18 protein-coding genes are annotated in these 21,504 nt (G+C 67.1%); 5 read left to right on the top strand and 13 right to left on the bottom strand.

Annotated features, from left to right (window positions below):
- Positions 1-27: 27 nt before the first annotated feature.
- From yajC to serS, 7 genes are all read right to left on the bottom strand, one after another.
- The gene (gene yajC / locus EGY25_RS13570) at positions 28-345 is read right to left on the bottom strand and encodes a preprotein translocase subunit YajC (RefSeq protein WP_135195462.1); all 318 of its coding nucleotides are present in this window, start codon (positions 343-345) and stop codon (positions 28-30) included.
- A gap of 104 nt (positions 346-449) precedes the next feature.
- The gene (locus EGY25_RS13565; protein ID WP_245159464.1) at positions 450-1,550 is read right to left on the bottom strand and encodes a M23 family metallopeptidase; all 1,101 of its coding nucleotides are present in this window, start codon (positions 1,548-1,550) and stop codon (positions 450-452) included.
- A 96-nt stretch (positions 1,551-1,646) separates the two neighbouring features.
- A complete protein-coding gene (locus EGY25_RS13560) occupies positions 1,647-2,042 on the bottom strand; it encodes an OmpA family protein (RefSeq protein ID WP_135195461.1) in 396 nt (131 codons plus the stop codon).
- Between the two features lie 38 nt (positions 2,043-2,080).
- Positions 2,081-2,725: a protein-L-isoaspartate(D-aspartate) O-methyltransferase gene (locus tag EGY25_RS13555; protein WP_135195460.1), complete on the bottom strand. Its 645-nt coding sequence runs from the start codon at positions 2,723-2,725 to the stop codon at positions 2,081-2,083.
- 133 nt (positions 2,726-2,858) lie between these two features.
- On the bottom strand, positions 2,859-3,653 hold the full coding sequence (gene surE / locus EGY25_RS13545; protein WP_135195458.1) for a 5'/3'-nucleotidase SurE: 795 nt from the start codon (positions 3,651-3,653) through the stop codon (positions 2,859-2,861).
- A gap of 2 nt (positions 3,654-3,655) precedes the next feature.
- Complete coding sequence (locus EGY25_RS13540) at positions 3,656-4,045, bottom strand: hypothetical protein (protein WP_135195457.1); 390 nt, start codon at positions 4,043-4,045, stop codon at positions 3,656-3,658.
- 2 nt (positions 4,046-4,047) lie between these two features.
- On the bottom strand, positions 4,048-5,514 hold the full coding sequence (gene serS, locus EGY25_RS13535) for a serine--tRNA ligase (RefSeq protein WP_135195456.1): 1,467 nt from the start codon (positions 5,512-5,514) through the stop codon (positions 4,048-4,050).
- 851 nt (positions 5,515-6,365) lie between these two features.
- Here serS and EGY25_RS13530 point away from each other — a divergent pair.
- Positions 6,366-8,123 carry a patatin-like phospholipase family protein gene (locus EGY25_RS13530; RefSeq protein WP_135195455.1) on the top strand — a complete coding sequence of 586 codons (1,758 nt, stop codon included), beginning with the start codon at positions 6,366-6,368 and terminating at the stop codon, positions 8,121-8,123.
- Here the strand turns inward: EGY25_RS13530 and EGY25_RS13525 are convergent.
- Both EGY25_RS13525 and EGY25_RS13520 read right to left on the bottom strand, forming a co-directional pair.
- Entirely contained in the window at positions 8,120-9,925 is a 1,806-nt protein-coding gene (locus tag EGY25_RS13525; protein WP_135195454.1) for an aminopeptidase P family protein, read from the bottom strand. The genes EGY25_RS13530 and EGY25_RS13525 overlap by 4 nt on opposite strands.
- Before the next feature lie 15 nt (positions 9,926-9,940).
- Positions 9,941-10,804: a 50S ribosomal protein L11 methyltransferase gene (locus tag EGY25_RS13520; protein WP_135195453.1), complete on the bottom strand. Its 864-nt coding sequence runs from the start codon at positions 10,802-10,804 to the stop codon at positions 9,941-9,943.
- A 184-nt stretch (positions 10,805-10,988) separates the two neighbouring features.
- Here EGY25_RS13520 and EGY25_RS13515 point away from each other — a divergent pair, with 184 nt between their 5' ends.
- The gene (locus EGY25_RS13515; RefSeq protein WP_135195452.1) at positions 10,989-11,465 is read left to right on the top strand and encodes a hypothetical protein; all 477 of its coding nucleotides are present in this window, start codon (positions 10,989-10,991) and stop codon (positions 11,463-11,465) included.
- 71 nt (positions 11,466-11,536) lie between these two features.
- Here the strand turns inward: EGY25_RS13515 and EGY25_RS13510 are convergent, their stop codons facing one another.
- The 3 genes from EGY25_RS13510 to EGY25_RS13500 are packed head-to-tail and all read right to left on the bottom strand — an operon-like array spanning position 11,537 to position 17,176.
- The gene (locus tag EGY25_RS13510; RefSeq protein ID WP_135195451.1) at positions 11,537-14,890 is read right to left on the bottom strand and encodes an error-prone DNA polymerase; all 3,354 of its coding nucleotides are present in this window, start codon (positions 14,888-14,890) and stop codon (positions 11,537-11,539) included.
- Positions 14,887-16,467 (bottom strand): Y-family DNA polymerase, encoded by a 1,581-nt coding sequence (locus EGY25_RS13505; protein ID WP_135195450.1) that lies wholly within the window; start codon positions 16,465-16,467, stop codon positions 14,887-14,889. The genes EGY25_RS13510 and EGY25_RS13505 overlap by 4 nt, the downstream gene beginning before the upstream one ends.
- The gene (locus tag EGY25_RS13500) at positions 16,358-17,176 is read right to left on the bottom strand and encodes an ImuA family protein (RefSeq protein WP_135195449.1); all 819 of its coding nucleotides are present in this window, start codon (positions 17,174-17,176) and stop codon (positions 16,358-16,360) included. Before EGY25_RS13500 ends, EGY25_RS13505 begins: the two co-directional genes overlap by 110 nt.
- Before the next feature lie 251 nt (positions 17,177-17,427).
- Between EGY25_RS13500 and EGY25_RS13495 the strand changes: the two genes are divergently transcribed.
- The 3 genes from EGY25_RS13495 to EGY25_RS13485 all read left to right on the top strand — a co-directional run bounded on the left by EGY25_RS13495 (position 17,428) and on the right by EGY25_RS13485 (position 20,986).
- Positions 17,428-19,038: a DEAD/DEAH box helicase gene (locus EGY25_RS13495; RefSeq protein WP_135195448.1), complete on the top strand. Its 1,611-nt coding sequence runs from the start codon at positions 17,428-17,430 to the stop codon at positions 19,036-19,038.
- A 111-nt stretch (positions 19,039-19,149) separates the two neighbouring features.
- Positions 19,150-20,199, top strand: coding sequence for a GGDEF domain-containing protein (locus EGY25_RS13490; RefSeq protein ID WP_135195447.1), 1,050 nt, complete (start codon positions 19,150-19,152; stop codon positions 20,197-20,199).
- 37 nt (positions 20,200-20,236) lie between these two features.
- Entirely contained in the window at positions 20,237-20,986 is a 750-nt protein-coding gene (locus tag EGY25_RS13485; protein WP_135195446.1) for a lysophospholipid acyltransferase family protein, read from the top strand.
- A gap of 161 nt (positions 20,987-21,147) precedes the next feature.
- Here the strand turns inward: EGY25_RS13485 and EGY25_RS13480 are convergent, their stop codons facing one another.
- Positions 21,148-21,504 carry a TfoX/Sxy family protein gene (locus EGY25_RS13480; RefSeq protein WP_135195445.1) on the bottom strand — a complete coding sequence of 119 codons (357 nt, stop codon included), beginning with the start codon at positions 21,502-21,504 and terminating at the stop codon, positions 21,148-21,150.

The raw sequence follows: 21,504 nt of genomic DNA, 5'->3' as shown, positions 1-21,504 counted from the left end.
GTCTCGGTTCAGCGATACGCGAGCGTATCAGGCCTTGGAATCGTTGGCGGCGATGGCGGTGCGGTTGCGCACCTCGGCGATCATGGACTTGACCACGCGCACGTTGACGCTGGGCGCGATCTCGACGTTGACCTCGGCCTCTTCGACGCGGGTGACCTTGCCGATCATGCCGCTGCCCAGGACGACGGTGTCGCCACGCTTGACCGCGCCGATGGCGGTCGCATGTTCCTTGGCGCGCTTCTGCTGCGGACGGATCAGCAGGAAGTAGAACAGGATGAAGATGCCGATGATGGGCGCGAAGCCGATCAGTTGCGCCATCAAGCCGCCGTCAGCCGCTCCGCCCATGGGTAGTCTCCGAACATAGAAGGGGCAGCCCTCGTCGGCGCCCCATTAAAACGAGGCGCGGAACCTAGGGCCGCGCCTCGCGGATTGCAACGCGGCTAAATCGATCAGCGCGGCAATACCGTCAGGGGATCGATTGCGACGGGGTCGTCGCCGCGCATCTGGCGGGTCTCGAAGTGGATAGAGGGGCGGCCGTCCCCGGCCGTCAGACCCACGGTGCCGATCTGTTGCCCCGCCCGCACGTCGTCGCCGTCCTTCACCGTGGCCGAGCCCAGATGGCCATAGACCGTGCGCCAGCCGTTGGCGTGGACGATCAGCACCGTCAGCCCCTGCCCCACCAGATCGTCGCCGACATAGGCCACGCGCCCGGCGGCCGAGGCGCTGACCGCCGCACCCGCAGAGGCGCCGATGTTCACGCCGTTGTTGCGCTCGCCCATGCCGACCGGCCCGAACCGCCGCACGATGTCGCCTCGCACAGGCCACAGCAGGTTCGGCTGTCCGGCGGCGACAGGCCCTTGGGCAGCCGGCGCCTGGGCCGGTCCTTGAGTGAACGGCTGCGTCACGGGCCGCGTCTGCACCGGCAGGGCCGCATTGCCCGAGGGCGGCGGCGGCGGCGGCGGGATCACGCCATTGTTCGGCACCAGAACCCCGACAGGCGAAGGCCCGGTCGCATAGGGATCGTTGCCCGTATCCACCGCCGCTTCCGGCAGGATGATTCGCTGGCCCGTCGTGATGGCCCCGCGCGGCCCCAGGCCGTTCAGGTCGATCAGCGTCTGCACCGGCGTCTGGAACCGCCGACCGACGCCCGAGATGGTGTCGCCCGGCTGGATCACATAGGCCGCGCCCGGACGAACCGGCGCGGACGACGACGGATAGGGGGCCGGCGTGTAGGCGGGTTGTTGAGCGGTCGGCGGCTGATAGACCGGCTGGCTCGGCCCCACGCTGACGGTCGGCGGCAAGGCCCCGCCCTCCACCTGGCCGATGGGCGCGGTCGCGGGCGGCGGCGATTCATAGGGCGCCGGTTGATTGGGCTGGCCTTGCGGTGCGTTCGGATAGGCCGGCTGCGGATAGGCGCCCTGCCCTTGGGTGGGCGCCGGGTTCGCATGCGTCGAATAGCGCGGCTCGGACGGATAGCTGATGCAGGCCGCTGTGCTCAGCGACGCCCCCGCCACCAGAACCGCTCTCATCCAGCCCGAAATCACCGCCACCGGCTGCTCCTCACATGGTTAAACTCGCCCGCCCGGTGTGCCCGCTCGCGCCCCATAAGCCAACCCCGCAATCATCGCGGAATTGGGGCGCGAAGGTTAACGGAGCCAGTTCGTATCGACGACGAGACGACGGTTGAGAGGCTCTGGAGAGTAATCTGGCGTGGGTTTCGCAAGAGCAATCCCGCCCGATCGCATCTTTATAAGAGCGGGGTCTGCTCCAAGATTGACCAACTCACTGGCCATGGACTGCGCTCTTCGCATCGCGAGCTCTTCGCTGAACTCACGATTTTCAGCTGTGTCCAAATATGCAGTGATAATGATCTCATGCCGCCCATCGCCTGCATAACGCATCACGTCGCGAGCCGTCCGATAGCCAAGCGGTGAGAGCTCGGATCTCCCATAGTCAAAATAGTCGAGAAACTGGTGCGCCGACGCGAGCGAGGGGATCGCTAGTGCGCAGAGAGCCGTCGATAACAATATGGCGCGGTTCATACCCAGACGATGCGTCTGGCGACGCCTTTTTGCAACCCTTACCCCTCCTTCGCCGTCCCCTCGACCAGGGGCACGAACCGGACTTCCGTCAGGCTCTCACGGTGGAACGACCCATCGCCCTGGCCCACATAGCGATGCAGCATCTGCACCGACGTCCGCCCCACCGGCGCGACCAGCACCCCGTTCGGCTTCAGCTGTTTCAGCAGTTCGGTCGGCTCGGTCGGGGACGCGGCCGTGACCATGATCCGGTCGAACGGCGCCTGTTCTGCCCAGCCAAGCCCGCCGTCGCCGTGCCGCGTGATGACGTTGTCGATTTGAAGCGTGCGCAGCTTGGCCTCGGCCTCGACCAACAGGCTACGATACCGCTCCACCGAATAGACATAGCGCGCCAGCCGGCTCAGCACCGCGCACTGGTATCCGCTGCCGGTCCCGATCTCCAGCACGCGGTGGCGCGCCTGCACCTCCAGCGCCTGGGTCATCAGGCCGACGATATAGGGCTGGCTGATCGTCTGGGCGCAGTCGATCGGCAGGGCCTGATCCTCCCACGCCTGATCCAGGAACTTCTCGTGCACGAAGACCGCCCGGTCGATGCTCTCCATCGCCTTCAGCACGCGCGGGTCCGTAACCCCCTGCTGCCTCAGCGACAGGATCAGCCTCCCGGCCCGGTCGTCGTGCAGGTTCAAGAGATCCTCCCCCGTTCTTCACGGGGGAGGGGGACCATCCGAAGGATGGTGGAGGGGGCGGACCAAAGGCCGGTGTGTGGGGTCGCCCCCTCCACCGCTTCGCGGTCCCCCTCCCCCGCTGCGCGGTGGAGGATCATGCGGCCCGTTCCGTTTTCTTCGGCGGCGCCCCGCCCAGCACCTTCTTCAAGTCATGCACGCTGGTCATATGCGTCAGGTCGATATGCAGCGGCGTGACCGAGATCCGCCCTTCCTCGATGGCCCTCAGGTCCGTGCCCTCGGCATGCTCCTGCTTTTCGCCGCGGAAGCTCATCCAGTAATAGTCGCGGCCGCGCAGGTCGACGCGCCGCACCGCATGCATCTCGCCCACATTGCGGAAGCCCTGGGTCGTCACCTCGACCTGCTCGACGGCTTCCGGCGAACGGTTGGGGAAGTTCAGGTTCATCACCACCCCGTTCGCCCATTTCTGGTCCAGCAGGCGGCTGATGATCGCCGGCGCGAACGCCTCGGCCGTCTCCCAGTGCGCCACGACCTCGTCGTGAAACCGCTCCAGGCTCTGGCTCAGGGCGATGGAGCGGATGCCGAACGCCATCCCTTGCAGCGCGCCCGCCACCGTGCCGGAATAGCTGACGTCCTCGCCAATGTTGTGCCCCCGGTTCACCCCCGACAGCACCAGGTCCGGCTTCTCCGGCATCAGGTCGTTGACCGCCAGCACGACGCAATCGGTCGGCGTCCCCGTCACCGCGAACCGTTTCTCGCCCAGGTTCACCACCCGCAGCGGCTCGGTCAGGGTGATCCCCCGCCCCTTGCCCGACTGCTCGACCGCAGGCGCGCACACCCACACGTCGTCGCTCAGGGTGCGCGCGATCCGCTCAAGACACGCCAGGCCCTCGGCCTCGATGCCGTCGTCGTTCGTCAGCAGGATTCTCATGCCTAGCGCAGCACCCGGACCGACTGGGCCTTGATGACATAGTCGTTGCGGCACAGGTTCTGGATGCGCGCGCCCTCGTGCGTCATCGTCTGCACGCCGTCGCGCTCGCTCCAGGCGACGGCTCGTCCGGTGAAGGTGACCTGGGTTCCGTTCAGGTCCCCGGCCGCCTCTTGGGCGTTGCGCGGCAGGGCCCCGCTGACGCACCGCAGAGGTGCTGCGCTTTCACGCAGGTCGCGTTGTTCCTTGAACAGTTGGAACTCCCCGCCCGACACCCGCACCCAGCCGGTGAAGCTGTTCGCGGACGCGTCGAAATCAGGATCCGGCAAGGTCGAGGCCGTGGCGCAGGCCGACAGGGCGAGGACGCCCAAGGCCGCAATGGCGAAACGCTTCATGATCACACTCCTCCGACGTGGGTCAGACCGCCCATATAGGGTTGCAGGACGGCGGGAACGGCGATCCGCCCGTCTTCCTCCTGATAGTTCTCCATGATCGCCACCAGCGTCCGACCGACCGCCAAGCCCGACCCGTTCAGCGAATGGACGAACTCGGTCTTCTTCTCCCCGGCCCGCTTGAACCGCGCATCCATGCGCCGCGCCTGGAAGTCCCCGCAATTCGAGCAGCTGCTGATCTCGCGATAGGTCCCCTGGCTGGGCAGCCAGACCTCCAGGTCGAACGTCTTCTGCGCCGAAAAGCCCATGTCGCCCTTGCACAGCAGCATGCGCCGGAACGGCAGTTCCAGCGCCTTCAGCACCGCCTCGGCGCAGGCCGTCATTCGCTCGTGCTCGGCGTCGCTGTCTTCCGGCCGCGCGATCGACACCATCTCGACCTTGGAGAACTGGTGCTGACGGATCAGCCCGCGCGTATCCCGCCCCGCCGACCCCGCCTCAGCCCGGAAGCACGGCGTCAGCGCCGTCATCCGCATCGGCGTGGCGAGGTCGTCCTCGGACAGGATGGTCTCGCGCACGAGATTGGTCAGGGAGACTTCGGCGGTGGGGATGAGGAAACGACGTTTCGTGTCGGTTACTACTTCCTGAGCCAGCAGACGGACGAACGGCTCTCGTAGGTTATGGAGGGCAGTCGCTTGTGCTTCCTCCAACTGCATTGTTGCAGTCACAAGCGTTGCTACCTCATCGTTGTATAAGCCGACTGCTTCTTCAATGGCTCGAAGGATATCGTCGGTAGCGTAGCCTGTGCTAAACAAATCCTCCTCGAACTTCGGCAACTGCCCTGTGCCGAACATCGCCTCGTCGCGCACCAGCAGCGGCGGGTTCACTTCCAGATAGCCGTGCTGATCCGTCTGCAGGTCCAGCATGAACTGCCCCACGGCCCGTTCCAGCCGCGCCAGCTGGCCCTTCAGCACCGCGAACCGGGCGCCCGACATCTTGGCCGCCGCCTCGAAGTCCAGCATCCCCACGGCCTCGCCCAGATCGGCGTGGTCCTTGGCCGGGCCGGTGCGACGCGGCTCGCCCCAGGTCGAGACCTCGACGTTGCCCGCCTCGTCCTCGCCGTCGGGCACATCCTCGGCCGCCAGGTTCTTCAACTCGGAAAGCTTCTTGCGAAGTTCAGCGCCGACCTTGGTCTCGATCTCGGCCGCCGCCGCGATGTCGCCCTTCAGCGCCTCGACCTCGGCCTTCAGCCGGTCGGCCTCGGCCATGTCCTTCTTGCCCATGGCGGCGCCGATCAGCTTGGACGCCGCGTTGCGCTTGGCCAGGGCGTCCTGCCCCGTCGTCTGGGCGTGACGCAGCTCGCCATCCAGCCGCAGGATGTCCGCCACCAGCCCGTCGGCCTCATCCACCCCGCGCGACGACCAGCCCGCCACGTAAACCTGGGGGTTCTCGCGAATGGCTCTGATGTCGTGCATGGTCTGAAACTTCGGCTGGGCGGGAGAAGCCGAACGCTCTACCCGCCCACGCGGTTACGGGCAACGCGCAAGCCGTCGTCTCCTCCCCACAGCGTGGGGAGGGGGACCGCGCGTAGCGTGGTGGAGGGGTTTTTGAAGTCCCACAGGCGTCTCGCCTCTTTTTTAATGTCCGTCATCCTCGGCCTTGTGCCGAGGACCCACGGTAAGGCGGACTCGAACGTGAAGAGAAGGCGCACAACAGTTCGTGCGCCCCGCTCCATGATCATGCGGCGGACAGGTGGGTCCTCGGCACAAGGCCGAGGATGACGGGTGTAGAGAGGCGTGAATCGCACTCCAACCCGCACAATGCCGCTGGTTCATTCTTAGCGTTTTCAGCCGCTTACCGATTTATGTCCCCGTTCTCCCATCCCCCCTCCGAAACACGCGTATTCTAAACCCGTCCCGTCGCCCGGAGGGCTCGCTTGGCCTGCGACCTTGCGGCGGCGGGAGCGGATGGAACGGGAGCGGGTCTGGAACGGCCCGCGCTGACAGCGACTCATGGAGCGGTGTCGGAGGGTCGAGGAGGATACTCGATCGCACTCGGGACGGGGTTTCGCAGACCCCGCCGACCCGTCGCAGGCTTATGGAGTTAGGCGATAAGACCGCCACCGCTCGACGCCCCGAGCTTGCAGGCCAACCAACCGCGCGGAGCGTCAACCCTTCGTCGAAACGGTAACAACACAAACTCCACTCCGGGCGAAGGCCCGGCGCTCCGCCCAGCCCTCCAACACCTTCGCAGCGAAGGCGCGAGGCCGCGCTCGCACGCCCAAACACCCGTTCACCCGCCACAGAATCTCGCCTACAACCCCATCATGGCCACGCTTCGTCCCGACACGCTGGCGGCATCGCTCGCGCGCATCTTCGAAGGTCGGATGATCGACCGGGCCAGTTGGTTCGCCCTGACCGGCGGCGAGCCGCTGTTCTCAGAAGGCGATCCCTCCGACACCCTGTATCTGGTCCGTTCGGGCCGTCTGGGCGTCTTCCGACTGGACGCGGATCAGCCGCCGCACATGCTGGGCGTGGTCAAGACCGGCGAGCCGGTGGGCGAAATGGCCATGCTGGCCGGCACCCCCCACACCGCCACCGTCGTCGCCCTGAGGGACAGCGAGATCCTGGCCCTGCCGCGCGAAGCCTTCTTCGAGGCCGCCCGCACAGAGCCGGACCTGATGGTCGAACTGTCGCGGCTGATGATCCACCGCGCCCGAGAGCGCACCGCCGGCGCGTCGGAACCCAGCGTCTTCGGCTTCGTCTCGGCCCGCCCACGCCCGATCCGCGCCTTCGTCGAGCGCATCGGCGCCGCCATCCAGGCCATGGGCTTCACCTGTCAGGTCATCGACCAGTCGGCCCTGACCTCGGCCGCCGAATGGTTCAGCCGCGTCGAGGGCGACCACGATTACGTCCTCTATGTCGCCGAACAGGATCAACCCGCCTGGGCCAATCTGTGCGCCCGCCAGGTCGACCGGATGTTCATCGTCGGCAGCGGCCTTCTGGCGCCGCCCGCCGCCCTGCCGCGCCGCATGGGCTTCGGCGACGGGCGTCGGCTGACCGACCTGATCCTGCTGCGCGATCCACGCATGCACCAACCCGCCAACACACGCATCTGGCTGGAGGCGCTTCAGCCCGATCGCTGGTTCCATTGCGTCGAAGGGGTGGCCAGTGACGCCGAGCGGATCGCGCGCGTCGTCACCGGTACGGCCGTCGGCCTGGTCCTGTCGGGCGGCGGCGCACGGGCCTATTGCCACATCGGCGCGATCAAGGCGCTGGAAGAGGCCAAGGTCCCCATCGACTTCGCCGGCGGATCGTCCATGGGCGCGGTCGTCGCCGCCGGGCCCGCCCTGGGCTGGAGCTATGAACGGCTGGACTTCGAAATCCGCCGCGCCTTCGTCGATTCCGACCCGCTGTCGGACCTGGCGGTGCCGATCATCGCCATGTCCCGCGCCCGCAAGGTCGCCGGTCTGCTGGAACGGGCCTATGGCGACATCGATCTGGCGGACCTGGCCCTGCCCTTCTTCGCCGTCTCGTCCAACCTGACCTCGGGCCGGATCGAGGCGCACCGCACCGGCCTGATGCGCCGCGCCATGCGCGCCTCCATCGCCATTCCCGGCGTCCTGCCGCCCGTGGTGATCGACGGCCAGGTGCTGGTGGACGGCGCCGTGCTGAAGAACTTCCCCACCAGCGTGATGCGCCAACTGAACAGCGGCCCCATCGTCGGCGTGGACATGTCCCAGACCCGCGGCGTCGATCCGCAGTCGCTGGAGAACCCGCCGTCCTGGTGGAAATGGATCCTGTCGGGCGCCTGGAAGGCCGGCCCGCCCATCGTCTCGATCCTGATGCGGTCGGCCACCATCACCACCGACACCGAGATGAAGCAGTCGCGCGCGGACGCCGATGTGCTGATCCTACCCCGGCTCGACAGCACCGACATCCGCGACTGGAAGACCTACGACGGTCCCGTCGCCACGGGCTACGAGGCGACAAAGGCGGCGCTCGCCGACCTGCCCTGCCCCGTCACCCAGATTCGCCACTGTCCGACCGAAGAACCCAAACCGTCAGCAGAAGCGGAGGTTTAAAGCGGCGCGCACGCCCCTTCGAGCCAGGCCCGCACCTCGCCATCCACCAGCGGCCCGACCTTGGCCAGGGTCTCGGCGTGATAGGCGTCCACATAGTCGCGCTCGTCCGGCGTCAGCAGATCGACGGCGATCAGCTTGCGGTCGATGGGCGCGAACGTCAGCTGTTCGAACCCGTGCATCGGCCGCTCGCCGCCCTCGGGAACCACGGCCGGCGTCACCACCTGCAGGGTCTCGATCCGGATGCCCCAGTGACCCTCGCGGTAATAGCCCGGCTCGTTGGACAGGATCATCCCCTCCAGCAGCGGCTGGGCCGTGCCCCATTTGGCGATCCGCTGCGGCCCCTCGTGGACCCCCAGATAGGAGCCGACGCCATGGCCGGTGCCGTGATCGTAATCCAGCCCCGCCGCCCACATCGGCGCCCGCGCGATGGCGTCCAGCGCCATCCCGCTGGTCCCCGCCGGGAAGCGGATCGTCGCCATGGCGATGTGCGCCTTCAGCACCAGGGTGAACTTGTGGCGCTGGTCCGCCGTCGGCTCGCCCACCGCCATGGTGCGGGTCACGTCGGTCGTGCCGTCCAGATACTGCCCCCCGCCGTCCACCAGCAGCAGCGACCCCTTCTCGACATTGCGGATCGTGGCGCCGACCGGCTTGTAATGCGGCAAGGCGCCATTCGGCCCGGCCCCGGCGATGGTGTCGAAGCTAAGGTCCTTCAGCGCCCCGGTTTCCTCGCGGAACCGCTCCAGCGCCTCGACCACCTCGCGCTCGTTTGGCAGGGTCTCCTGAACCACCGTATCGACCCAGTGCAGGAACCGGCTCAGCGCCGCCCCGTCGCGAATATGCGCTTGGCGGCTGCCTTCGATCTCGACCGCATTCTTGGCGGCGCGAGGAATGGCGCAGGGGTCCATCGCCCGCACCACCGTCGCGCCCGCCGCTTCCAGCCGGTCGAAATACCAGGCCGACGACAGCGACGGATCGATCATGACCCTCTGCCCCGCCAATCCGTCCAGCGCGTCCGCCAACTGCTCCGTCGCCTTGATCCGCACGTCATCGCCCAGCCAGCCCGGCAGCGCGTTCGTCACCTTGGCCGGGTCCAGGAACAGCCGCGCCTTGCCGTCCGCCGCCAGGATGGCCTGACCGATCGGGAGGGGCGAACGGATCACGTCTCCGCCGCGCACATTGAACAGCCAGGCGATCGACATCGGCGCCGTCAGCACCACGGCGTCGGCGCCGGCCTCGGCCACGGCTTTGCCGATCCGCGCCCGCTTGGACGCATGGCTCTCGCCGGAGTAGACATCCTCGTGCGGAACGACCGGCGCCGTCGGCTGGGCCGGGCGATCGGCGCTCCAGGCCAGGTCCAGCGGATTGACGTCCACGGGCTTCAGCGCCGCCCCCGCCTTCTGCGCCGCCGCCTTGAAGGCGACCAGGGCGTCGGGGCTGTGCAGGCGCGGATCATAACCGATCACCGCACCCTTCGCCGCCGTTTCCAGATAGGCGGCGACCTCCGTCAGGTCGCGCCGCTCGAACAGGGCCGGATCGGTCTGGGCCTTCACCTGAACCGTGTAGCGGCCGTCGGTGAACATGCTGGCCCGATCCTGGAACACCACCGCCGCACCGGCCGAACCGGTGAAGCCTGTGGCCCAGGCCAGCCGCTCGTTGGCGTCCGGCAGATACTCGTTCTGATGCTCGTCTTCGTGCGGGATCAGAAAGCCATCCAGCCCGTGCTTGGCCATCTCGGCGCGCAACAGCGGCAGGTGCTTGGCCCCGAAGGACGGATCGGTCGTTTCGTCGAAGGTCTGGCGCATGATCGTCTCTGTCTCTCAGCCCTTGCGCAGTTGCAGCGCGCTCCACGCGTCGTGATGGATGGTCTGTTCGACCACGAAGCCCAACGGCAGATAGGCCTCCAGCACCCGCTCTTCCTGCGTGCGCAGCAGGCCCGACAGGATGGCGACCCCGCCCGTCTTCAGCGCCGCGCCGATCTCGGGCGCCAGCTCGACCAGGGGCGCGGCCAGGATGTTGGCGAACACCAGATCGTACGGCAGGTGCTGGGCGATACGCGGATCGCTCAGGCCGTCGGCGAAATAGAAGTCGCACTTGGCGTCGTTGATCTCTGCGTTCTCGTTGGCGATCCGCGCCGATGGCTCGTCGATGTCGGTGCCGACGGCGATGGGCGTGCCCGTCTTGGCCGCCGCGATGGCCAGCACACCCGTGCCGCAACCGACGTCCAGCACTTTCTCGAAGGTTTCGGTCTTCAGCAGGGTGTCGAACGCCTCCAGGCAACCGACCGTCGTGCCGTGGTGCCCGGTGCCGAAGGCGGCGCCCGCGTCGATCTTCAGCGTCACCCGACCCTCGGGCACCTTGCCCTGGTCGTGCGCGCCATAGACGAAGAAGCGCCCGGCCTCGACCGGTGGCAAGCCCGACAGCGACATGGCCAGCCAATCGGCGTCCGCCAGCTTCTCGACCAGGACCGTGACCGGATGATCGGCCAGCACGGCCTTCAGCCCCTCGACCTCGTCGTCGGTCGTGGGGAAGGCGTCGATGCGCCAGACGCCCTTGTCCTCGTCCTCTTCCAGAATGGAATAGGTCGCGCCTTCCAGCCGGGGATCGGCGTCGATGGCCTCTGCGGCGGCCTCTGCGGCGGCGCGGGGACCGCGAGCGATTATCTGAAGAGCGGACTCGGACATTTCTCAAACACCGGTAATATGGCGAATCGTAGCGATCCGGCGTTGTCTGCCCGTCGCCGCCGCGTTTTTATCAAACCGAGGGGTCGGGGAATACATGGCCAAGTCAACGTCTACGTCTAAACCAGCATCGCCAAAGCCGGCGACCGCCGCTTCCAAGCCTAAAGCCGCGCCGAAGTCGAGCGCCGTGAAGCCCGCCGCCGCGAAAACCGCTGCGCCCAAGGCCGCCGTCAAGCCTGCCGCAGCGCCCAAGCCCGCTGCTGCAAAGGTCGCTGCGCCCAAGGCTGCAACTCCCAAGCCCGCCGCCGCGAAAGCCGTAGCCCCGAAGGCCGCCGCCAAGCCGAAGGCCGCACCGGCCGTCAAGTCTCCGGTCGCCCCCAAGGCCGCCGCGCCCAAAGCGGCGCCTAAAGCCGCCGCGCCCAAGGCTGCCCCGAAACCGGCTGCAACGCCCAAGGCCGCTCCGGTCGCCAAACCCGCCGCCGTCGCAGCGCCCAAGCCCGCAGAACCGGTCGCCGCGCCCAAGCCGGTGGCCGCGCCTGCGGCCGCAGCTCCGGCTCCCAAGCCTGTCGAAGCCCCCAAGCCTGCGGCCGCACCCGTCGCCGCCAAGCCCGAGGAAAAGGGCTTCTTCGCCAAGCTGGGCGACATCATCTTCGGCAAGCGCTGATCGCACCACGCGTCTGATCTTGCAGATCGCCGGACGGTTCGCCCGTCCGGCGATTTTCGTTTGAGGCTGCCTCAGTGAAAATCGCGCGACCCCGGCAGAATGCGGACGTCGCGCGGATGCCGGCCGGTCGGGCTGCGCGGCCCTTGCGGATATTTCACCGCATCCGCCCGCGACAGCTCGACCTGCAGGTCATAATCCTCGGACAACCGGCTCAGTTCGGCCGAACGATCCACCACCTTGCGCACCATGATGTGCAGCACGCCCTCGACGCTCTTCTCGACCGTGCCCTCGACCTCCATCAGCCGCGCGGCCATGACCTCGCGCCGGAAGGTCTCGAACAGCCGCGCCCACAACAGGGCGTTCACGACCCCGGTTTCGTCCTCCATCGTCACGAAGATGGCGTTGCCCGTGCCCGGCCGCTGACGAACCAGCACCACCCCGGCCGTGCGCACCAGCCGCCCGTGCTTCTGGGCCATGACCTCGGCTGCGCTCAGCACCCCCTCCGCCCGGAACACCGACCGCAACATCCCCATCGGATGCCCCTTCAGCGACAGTCGCGTCGTCTGATAGTCGGTGGCGATATGCTCCTTCAGCGGCATCAACGGCAGGTTCGCCGCCGCCTCGACGCCCAGCTCCCGCGCCCGCGCGGCTTGAAACAGCGGTAATGGCTCATCATCCGGCAACCGCCTGACCGCCCACAGCCCCTCGCGCCGGTCCAGCCCGATCGACCGAAACGCATCCGCATCCGCCAGCTTGCGCATCGCCGCCGCCTCCAGCCCCGTCCGCCGCGCCATCTCCTCGACATCAACGAAGGGCGCATCCCGTGCCTCGGCCAGGGTCGTCGCCCAATCTTGCCTGAACCCGTCGATCTGACGCAGACCCAGTCGCAGCGCCAGCCCGCGCTCGCCCGGCTCCAGCGTATTGTCCCAGACGCTGTGGTTCACATCGATCGCCCGCACCTCGACCTTCTGCGGGCTCTCCTGCGCATCTCGCACCAGCTGCGCCGGCGCATAGAACCCCATCGGCTGACTGTTCAGCAGCGCGCAGGCGAACACAGCCGGATGATGGCATTTGATCCAGGAGGAGATGTAGACCAGCTTGGCGAATGAGACGGCGTGGCTCTCTGGAAAGCCATAGGAACCGAAGCCCTTGATCTGCTCGAAACAGCGCTGGGCGAAGGCGGGGTCATAGCCGCGCGCGATCATTCGACCGACCATCCGCTCTTCAAACTGCCACAGGGTTCCGTCACCCCGGAAGGTTCCCATGGCTTTGCGCAGCCGATTGGCCTCGCTGGGTGAAAACTCCGCCGCCACCATGGCGACCTTCATCGCTTGCTCCTGAAACAACGGCACGCCCAAGGTCTTTTCGAGCACCTTCTTCAACTCGTCCGGGTCGTGCGAAGGACCAGGTTTGGCGTAGTCCGGTAGCTCTAGTTTCTGGCGCCGACGCAGATAGGGATGCACCATGTCGCCCTGGATCGGCCCAGGCCTGACGATCGCCACCTGAATTGCCAGATCGTAGAATGTCTCGGGTTTCAACCTCGGCAGCATGTTGATTTGCGCCCGGCTCTCGACTTGGAAGACGCCGATGGATTCGCCCTTCTGAAGCATCTCATAGACCGCCGCGTCCTTGTTCGGGACGGTATCCAGCTGCAGGTCTTCCAACTCATGATGCCGCATCAGGTCGAACGCCTTGGCGATGCAGGTCAGCATCCCCAACGCCAGCACATCGACCTTCATAAGCCCGAGCGCGTCGATGTCATCCTTGTCCCATTCGATGAAGGTGCGGTCGGGCATGGCTGCATTGCCGATGGGAACCACCTCGTCCAATCGGTCCTGCGTCAGCACGAACCCCCCGACATGCTGTGACAGATGACGCGGGAATCCCAGCAAGCGTCGGGTCATCGCCACGGCGCGTTCGATTTGGGGATTGGAGATTTCCAGCCCTGCCTGGGTCACATGACGCTCGGTCATGTCGCTGCCGAAACTGCCCCACTGACTGCTCGCCAGACGCGCTGTCACGTCCTCGGTCAGACCCAGCACCTTGCCCACCTCGCGAATGGCGCTTCTCGGCCGATAACGGATGACCGTCGCCGCTATACCCGCACGATGACGGCCGTAGCGTTCGTAAATGTGCTGGATGATTTCTTCACGCCGGGCGTGTTCGAAATCGACGTCGATGTCCGGGGGCTCGTTACGGTCGGCCGACAGGAAGCGTTCGAACAGCAGGTCGTGCTGTTCCGGATCGACCGAGGTGATGCCCAGTACATAACAAACTGCGGAATTCGCCGCCGACCCCCGTCCTTGACATAGGATTCCCTTGTTTCTGGACACCTGAACGATGTCGTGGATGGTCAGGAAATAAGGTGCCAGCTTCCGCTCGCCGATGTAGGCGAGTTCCTTGGCGAGGTCGTCTTGCACCTTCCGTGGCGTGCCCTGCGGATATTTCTGGTCAAGGTTTCTCTCGATCAGATGCTCCAACCACCCCTGGGGTTCCCAACCCGGAGGGATCGGTTCTTCCGGATAGTTGTAGCGAATATCTCCCAGGTCGAACGACACCCGCGTCAGGAAATCCTGCGTCTCCGCCACCGCCTCGGGCGCATCGCCGAACAGTCGCGCCATTTCCGTCGAAGGCTTCAGATGGCGTTCGGCGTTCTGATCCAGCCGCCGCCCCGCCGTCTCAAGCGTCGTTCCCTCGCGGATACAGGTCAGCACGTCCTGCAGGTCTCGCTGTCCACCGTCGTGATAGAGGACGTCGTTGACCGCCAACAACGGCGTCCTTGTCCGTGCGCTCAGCACCTTCAATCGCGCCAGCCGTCGCCGGTCGTCACCCGCCCGCAACATGGACGCCGCTAGCCAGACCGCGCCCGCCGCCGCATCGTTCACGCGCTCCAGCACCGCCCCCAAACCCTCCAGAGAGGGCGGCGGCATGACGATCAGCAGCAGCCCCTCCGGTGCGACGCACAGGTCTCGCAGGCCGATTTCGCACCGCCCTTTCTTCGCCCGGCTGTTGCCCAGCGTCAGCAAGCGGCACAGCCGCGCCCAGCCTTGTCGATCTTCGGGATAGGCCAGAATATCGGGTGTACCGTCGTTGAACCGAAGGCGCGCGCCCAGGATCAGCTTGAAGGTTTGGGCGCGCCGTTTGACCAAGTCCTGCAAGGCTGGATCGTTCATCGGATCCTCGATCCAGCCGATCTCGCCAGGACCGCCGCCCTCTCGCACCTTCTCGGGTGGCGAGAGACCTTCTTCCCTCAACTCCTTCAGTGCGCTCCAAGCCCGCACCACGCCGCCCAGCGTATTGCGATCCGCCAGCCCCAGTCCCGTGTGGCCACGAAGGATCGCCGCCATAACCAGTTCCTTCGGATGCGACGCCCCTTCCAGGAAGGAGAAGTTGCTGCGTGTCGCCAGCTCGGCATAGGCGGTCATGCGAACACCCCGTGCACGAACCAGCGCGGGGCCGGCTCTTCGCCATAGAAGCCGGAGCGGAACAGCCAGAAACGACGGCCCTCCTGGTCTTCGACCCGGTAATAGTCGCGCGTCGGCTCCAGCGGGCGTTTCAGGGTGCGCCACCATTCCGGGGCGATGCGTTCGGGGCCTTCGACCCGGACCAGGCGGTGATCCACCCGCCGCCAGATGAAGCGGTTCGGCGGGTGGTCGGGCACCTCGGCTGTGGCCAGAACGAGTTGCGGCGGGTCGAACATCTGCAGGGGACGCAGAGGAGGATCGGCGGGATCGGGATCGGGCCATTCGCCGTCTTCGCCGGGCGCAACGGCGGCGGGCGCCAAAGCTGCAGGTATGAGGCGAACCGCGCGTTCCGGCCGGTGTGACGCCACCGGCTGGAACCGGCTGACCGCCTCTGGCCCCAGGCGTGCGGTCAGGCGATCGACCAGCCGGCCCAGGTCTTCGGCGCCCGGCGGAGTCCGCTCAAAGCCCCGCTGCTGGGAGGCCAGGCGGTCTGCGACCGGCACGGACAGGCGCAATTGGTCAAAGCCGAATCCAGGGTCCAGCGGCCGCGCCAGACTGGCCAGTCGTTCGCGGAACAGGCGCAGTACGGCCGCCGCATCGCGCGTAGGCCGGCCGGTACGCACGGTGATGTGGCGCACCTCGCCGTCCAGGCGGAAGAAGCCGGCTTGAAAAGCCCGGCCGCCCTGCCCTCTCAGGTCCAGCCGGTCCATGACCTCAATCAGCAGGTCGTCGATCACCGCCTCGACATCGGACGTCTCGGTGATCGGTTCGACCAGGATGCGATCGACCGAAATCAGCGGCACCGGCCGTTCGGGCCGTATCCGCGCATCCTCGCGCCCCAGCACCCGGTTCAGTCGCGTCGCCGCCGCCGCGCCGAACCGGGCGGCGATCGGGGCGGTGGGGCGGTCGGCCAGATGCGCCAGGGTCTTGAGCCCCGCGCGCGACAAGGCCTGGGTCTCCTTGTCCGACAGCTCCAGCGCCGCGACCGGCAGGCGGCGTAAGGCCTGGCTCTGCCCATCGCCCTCGTGGATTCCGCCGCGCCCGAACCGGGCCAGGGCGCGCGCCGCCTCGGGCGTGCCGGCCATGGCGAGACGCACCGCCAGCCCCACACCGCCCGCCCGCGCCGCGACCGCCCGGACCAGCCCGTCTTCGCCCCCGAACAGATGCGCGCAGCCCGTCACGTCCAGCGACAGCCCGTCCGGCCCGTCGGTCGCCGCCATCGGGGTGAACCGGCCGAAATCCAGCAGCACCCGCTTCAACAGGGCCGCATCCGCCTCTGGCCGGTGCGTGACCACCCGGATGTCCGGCGCCCGCGCCCGCGCGTCGGCCAGGGTCATGCCTGGCGACAGACCCAGCGCCAACGCCGACGCATTCGCGGCCGCCAGACGCAGCGCCCCCTTCACCTTCTCGACCAGCACGGTCTCCGGCTCAGCCGTAGCGTCGGACCGCCCCTCCTCGCGCCGCAGCCGATCCGTCGGCAGCAGGGGAAACCAGACCGCCAGGTAGCGCCGGTCGTTGCGACTGTTGATGTTCGGCATTCCGCCCGCCTTGCTCGAAAACTCCGCGCTCACGATCCCACTCCATGATCCAGGCGTTCGGCTGCGCGCCCAGCCGATGCCGCAACAGTTCGACCGCATAGGTCGGATGACCGGGCGCCTCCGCCTCCAGCGCCCGTGACAACGCCCCCCTGACCCGCCACCGGGTCTCGGCCGCACTCGGCTGGGGCTGAGCCGCCAGCCGGATCAGGATCGCCGTCGCCCGTCCCTGCCCCGCCGCCATCGACAGACGCCGCGTGGCGGTCAGGCTCAGCACCTTGCTCTCGCCCCAGGCCGTCAGCAGCACCGCCCCCACAGCGCCGCACGACAAGGCTTCCTCGCCCGCCGCCAGCAGATCCTTCGTCTCCTTGACCCGCACCAACACGATCCGCCCGGGATCCAGCCCAAGTTCACGCAGGCCCGGCCCATGGATCTGACCCGTCTCCAGTCCCGCCATGGCCTGGACGCCCCAAACCACAGGGCGATCCCCCGCCGCTCGCTGCACCAGCCCAAGCGCGAACCCCAGGGCCGCCGTCGCATCCGGCGTCGTCGCGGCATAGATCTCGTGCAGGGCGTGGATCGCCAGCCCGCCCAGATGCCGATCCGCCTCTGCGTGCCCCAGATCGAAGCGTGCGTCGTCGGTCGGACAGCCGTCCGTCTCCATCGCTTTCAGGCGTTCGCGCAAGGCTTCTATATCGCGGGCGGGCCGCACAATCGTTCTCCTTTTGTTCACTTATATGCCTCCTCCACCCCGCGACGAGTCAAGCGGAGTTCCAGCTTGGCCATGGGAATTTATTCCGCACCGCTGTTCGGACGACATATCGTGAATACTTGACTTTGGCGCAGGGGCTTCTATATGCCCCCCAGCCTCGGGACAGGTCTGCGATCCGCGCCGCCCGCTCGCCCAAAGAGGGGCGGTTCCGTTGCTGTTACGCACGCAGACGCTTTCTCTCCCAAGGATTCATGACCGAATTTTCCCAACTGGGCCTTTCGCCCACGACTCTTAAGGCCGTCGCCGACACCGGCTACACGACCGCCACCCCCATTCAGGAACAGGCGATCCCCGTCGCCCTCGCCGGCCGCGACGTGCTGGGCATCGCCCAGACCGGCACCGGCAAGACGGCCGCCTTCACCCTGCCGCTGGTCGACCGCCTGTCGACCGGCCGCGCCCGCGCCCGGATGCCGCGCGCCATCGTCCTGGCCCCGACCCGCGAACTGGCCGACCAGGTCGCGGAAAGCTTCGCCAAATACGCCAAGGGCACCAAGCTGACCTGGGTGCTGCTGATCGGCGGCGTCTCCATGGGCGACCAGGTGGCGGCGCTCAACAAGGGCGTGGACGTCCTGATCGCTACGCCGGGCCGCCTGCTGGACCTGTTCGAACGCGGCAAGATGATGCTGAACGGCGTCGAGATCATGGTCGTGGACGAAGCCGACCGCATGCTCGACATGGGCTTCATCCCCGACATCGAGAAGATCTTCAAACTGACGCCGCCGCGTCGCCAGACCCTGTTCTTCTCGGCCACCATGCCGCCCGAGATCACGCGCCTGACGGCCGCCTTCCTCAAGGATCCGACCCGGATCGAGGCCTCGCGTCCGGCGATGACCGCCGACACCATCACCCAATATGTCGTCCGCATCCCCACCTCGGACCCCAAGGCCAAGCGCACCGCCCTGCGCGCGCTGGTCGGCCGTGAGGACGTGCGCAACGGCATCGTCTTCTGCAACCGCAAATCCGAAGTCGACATCGTCGCCAAGTCGCTGAAGCAGCACGGCTTCGACGCCGCGCCGATCCACGGCGATCTGGACCAGTCGCAACGCACCAAGACCCTGGCGGACTTCCGTTCGGGCGCGCTAAAGATCTTGGTGGCCTCCGATGTCGCGGCACGCGGTCTGGACATCCCGGACGTCAGCCACGTCTTCAACTACGACGTCTCGCACCACGCCGACGACTATGTACACCGCATCGGCCGCACCGGCCGCGCGGGCAAGCTGGGTCAGGCCTTCATGATCGTGACCCCGGCCGACGACAAGTCGTTGGATAAGGTGCTGAAGCTGATCAAGATGGACCCGCAGGAGCTGGTTCTGGACGGCATCGATTTCGCCGCCATCAAGGACGGCCCCGCCCGCGACGACAAACGCTCCGGCGGGCGCGAACGCACTGGCGAACGCAGCCGCAGCCGGTCGCGCAGCAGCAATGCCCCCGCCGCCGAGCCAAGCGAAGTCGCCGCCGTCGCTGCACCCCAGCCCGCTCAGGCTCCAGCTCAGGAAACCGAAGCGCCCCGCAGCCGCAGCCGTCGCAAGGCCCGCCCGGAGGCCGCCGCAGTAGAAGTGGCCGCCCCTGCCCCGGTCGTGGTCGAAGCCGTCGAGACGGTCGAAGCGGTCGAGACGCCCCGCGCGCCGCGCCCAGACCGTGCAGAGCGTCCCGACCGCGCGGACCGCGAGCCTCACCTGCTGCAATCCGACCGTCGCGGCGACCGCAAGGCCGCCAAGGACGACACGCAGCGTCAGGGCGTGCGCGGCTTCGGCGACGACATCCCGGCCTTCCTGCGCCGTCCGGTCGTCGTGCGCGCCTGAATTTTGCACATAACGGCGCGGTGAAACCCCGCGCCGTTTACCCTGCATTACGGAACATTCCTTAGTGTCCGCCCCGAGATGGCTCCAGAACAGGAGCCAAGGGGAAGAAGAATGTCCAATCAGGTCGAGACGTCGCTCCGGGGTCCACAAGCCTACGCCCTGGCGCGTGATGTCATCGCCGAAATGGAAAAGGCGGGCGTCTGGCCGACGCCCTTGAACTTCGAACTCTGGCTGCATTATCTCAACGATCCTGACGGCGCTCTGGCCCAGGAAATCCGCCGCCTTCTCGCACAGTCCACGGTCATCACCGACAAGACGTCGGAGATGCTGGCCGCCGAGTTCCTGCCGCGCGGGCGTCTGCCGGATCAGATCCGCGACGTCGGCGCCGTCCTCGACCGCGAACTGGCCAGCGTCGCCAGCGCCATCGCCATGGCCCACAAGACCCAGGCCGACTATGGCGAGACCCTCGCCGACGCCTCCCACTCCATGGAAACCGTCGAGGATCCGTCCTCGCTGAAGGATCTGGTCGGCGGCCTGTCGACTGCGACCAACCGCGTGCGCCGCGAGACCGCGATCCTGGAAAAACGCCTGGAGAAGTCCAACAAGGAAGTCATCCGTCTGCGCGAGAACCTGGAACAGGTGCGCCGTGACGCCATGACGGACGCCCTGACCAACCTGGCCAACCGCAAGGCGTTCGACGAACGGCTGGAGGCCGCCTGCGCCGAGGACGACGGATCGCCGCTCAGCCTGGCCATCCTCGACATCGACCACTTCAAGCGGTTCAACGACACTTGGGGCCACCAGACCGGCGATCAGGTGCTGCGCTATGTCTCCACCGTCCTGTCCAACATCTGCGGCAAGACCCGATTCGCCGCGCGGTTCGGCGGCGAGGAGTTCGCGATCATCTTCCCCGGCGAGGGCGCGGGCGTCGTCATGGCGGCGCTGGAAAGCATACGCAACGACGTGGCCTCACGCGCCCTGCGTCGGCGCTCGACCAATGACGACCTTGGCTCCGTAACACTTTCGTCCGGCTTCGCTCAGCGTCAGCGGGGCGAAACCGCCGCCAGCCTGCTGGAGCGCGCCGATGCCGCCCTCTACGAATCCAAGCGCGCCGGTCGAAACTGCGTCACCGCCGCGGCCGCGCTGGAAAAGGCGGCTTAGAGCCTGACAAGGCCAAGCTTTCTGCCATAGTCGCCCGATGCGCAGCTTCGCCTTCAATGTCGCCTACTGGATCCTGTCGATCAGCTATGGGCTGACGGCGGCCTTTGCGGCGCTCGCGCCCGGCCGTGGTCCCGCCAGCTGGGTCATACGCCGCTATGTGAAGCGCATGGTCCAGGCCATGGCGATCTTCGCCGGCATCCGGCTGGACGTGCGCGGCAAGGACCGACTGCCCGAGGGCGCCTTCATCATCGCCTCGAAGCACCAGAGCTGGGGCGACGGCTTCGCCACCTACGACCAGTTCGACGACATCGCCTTCGTCACCGGCGACCATCTGGAGAAGTTTCCCCTGCTGGGCGGCGTGCTGAAGAAGCTGGGCGCCATCGTCGTCAACAGCTGCGGCGGCCATGAAGCCCGCAAGGCCCTGGCCATGCGGGCCGCCGAGGCCCGCGCAGAGAACCGCAAGATCTTGATCTATCCCGAGGGCCATCTCGCGCCGGCCGGCCAGAAGTTCAAATACCGTTCCGGCGTCTGGCACATGTACCGCGACTTCGACGTGCCCGTCGTGCCGCTGGCCACCAATCTCGGCGTCTTCTGGCCCGAGGAAAAATATGAAAAGCACGCGGGCGTAGCGACGCTGGAGTTCCTCGACCCCATCCCCGTCGGCCTGACGAAAGAAGAGTTCCTGGCCCGCCTGGAAGCCGTCATCGAGACCCGCACCGCCGAACTGGTCGCACAGGCGACAGGCCAGCCGGTCACGCCGGCCGTGCTGGTCGAAGCGCCGAAATAGAACCAACCTGTCTCCTCCCCGCTTCGCGGGGAGATGGCGCGGCGCTTCTTCAGCGCCGTGACGGAGGAGGGGTTCTGCACCGCATCGCAGGCATTTGTGGGACTTCAAGAGCCCCTCCACCGCTACGCGGTCCCCTCCCCATTTCATGGGGAGGAGACGAGCTACCTCTTGCTCGGCTTCTTCCCTGCCGCCTTCTTCACCGCCACCTCCAGCGACCGCCGCGCCCAGGCGACCGCTTCGTCGGGATCGTCCAACGCCGTCTCCGGAAGGGTCCAATAGCCCATGCTCATCGTCCGCCCGTCCTTGGTCGGATAGGTGAACTGACGCGAGCCGGCCTCCACGAACGCCTCCCCCAGCGCTTCGTAGCCCTTCAGCCAAACGATGCCGTCATCCAGCAGTGCGAACATGACGCCGGACGCATAGACCCCCGCCCCGCCGAACATCCGCTTGATTTCCAGCCGGCCGAGCGCATGGAAATGCTCCCGCACCCATTCGCCGAAGTCGGCGTCGTACGCCAT

Source organism: Brevundimonas intermedia, from assembly GCF_004614235.1.
GTDB classification, from domain to species: Bacteria; Pseudomonadota; Alphaproteobacteria; order Caulobacterales; family Caulobacteraceae; genus Brevundimonas; species Brevundimonas intermedia_A.
Note: the sequence above shows the minus strand (reverse complement) of the source record. Positions and strands in the feature narration are given on the sequence as shown.

Bases quoted from the DNA above. Each gene is read 5' to 3' on its own strand.
- EGY25_RS13505 (WP_135195450.1), bottom strand. From the start codon at position 16,467: ATGCCGAACATCAACAGTCGCAACGACCGGCGCTACCTGGCGGTCTGG.
- surE (WP_135195458.1), bottom strand. From the start codon at position 3,653: ATGAGAATCCTGCTGACGAACGACGACGGCATCGAGGCCGAGGGCCTG.
- EGY25_RS13485 (WP_135195446.1), top strand. From the start codon at position 20,237: ATGCGCAGCTTCGCCTTCAATGTCGCCTACTGGATCCTGTCGATCAGC.
- EGY25_RS13540 (WP_135195457.1), bottom strand. From the start codon at position 4,045: ATGAAGCGTTTCGCCATTGCGGCCTTGGGCGTCCTCGCCCTGTCGGCC.
- yajC (WP_135195462.1), bottom strand. From the start codon at position 345: ATGGGCGGAGCGGCTGACGGCGGCTTGATGGCGCAACTGATCGGCTTC.
- EGY25_RS13560 (WP_135195461.1), bottom strand. From the start codon at position 2,042: ATGAACCGCGCCATATTGTTATCGACGGCTCTCTGCGCACTAGCGATC.
- EGY25_RS13520 (WP_135195453.1), bottom strand. From the start codon at position 10,804: ATGTCCGAGTCCGCTCTTCAGATAATCGCTCGCGGTCCCCGCGCCGCC.
- EGY25_RS13490 (WP_135195447.1), top strand. From the start codon at position 19,150: ATGTCCAATCAGGTCGAGACGTCGCTCCGGGGTCCACAAGCCTACGCC.
- EGY25_RS13510 (WP_135195451.1), bottom strand. From the start codon at position 14,890: ATGACCGCCTATGCCGAGCTGGCGACACGCAGCAACTTCTCCTTCCTG.
- EGY25_RS13530 (WP_135195455.1), top strand. From the start codon at position 6,366: ATGGCCACGCTTCGTCCCGACACGCTGGCGGCATCGCTCGCGCGCATC.
- EGY25_RS13525 (WP_135195454.1), bottom strand. From the start codon at position 9,925: ATGCGCCAGACCTTCGACGAAACGACCGATCCGTCCTTCGGGGCCAAG.
- EGY25_RS13480 (WP_135195445.1), bottom strand. From the start codon at position 21,504: ATGGCGTACGACGCCGACTTCGGCGAATGGGTGCGGGAGCATTTCCAT.
- EGY25_RS13495 (WP_135195448.1), top strand. From the start codon at position 17,428: ATGACCGAATTTTCCCAACTGGGCCTTTCGCCCACGACTCTTAAGGCC.
- serS (WP_135195456.1), bottom strand. From the start codon at position 5,514: ATGCACGACATCAGAGCCATTCGCGAGAACCCCCAGGTTTACGTGGCG.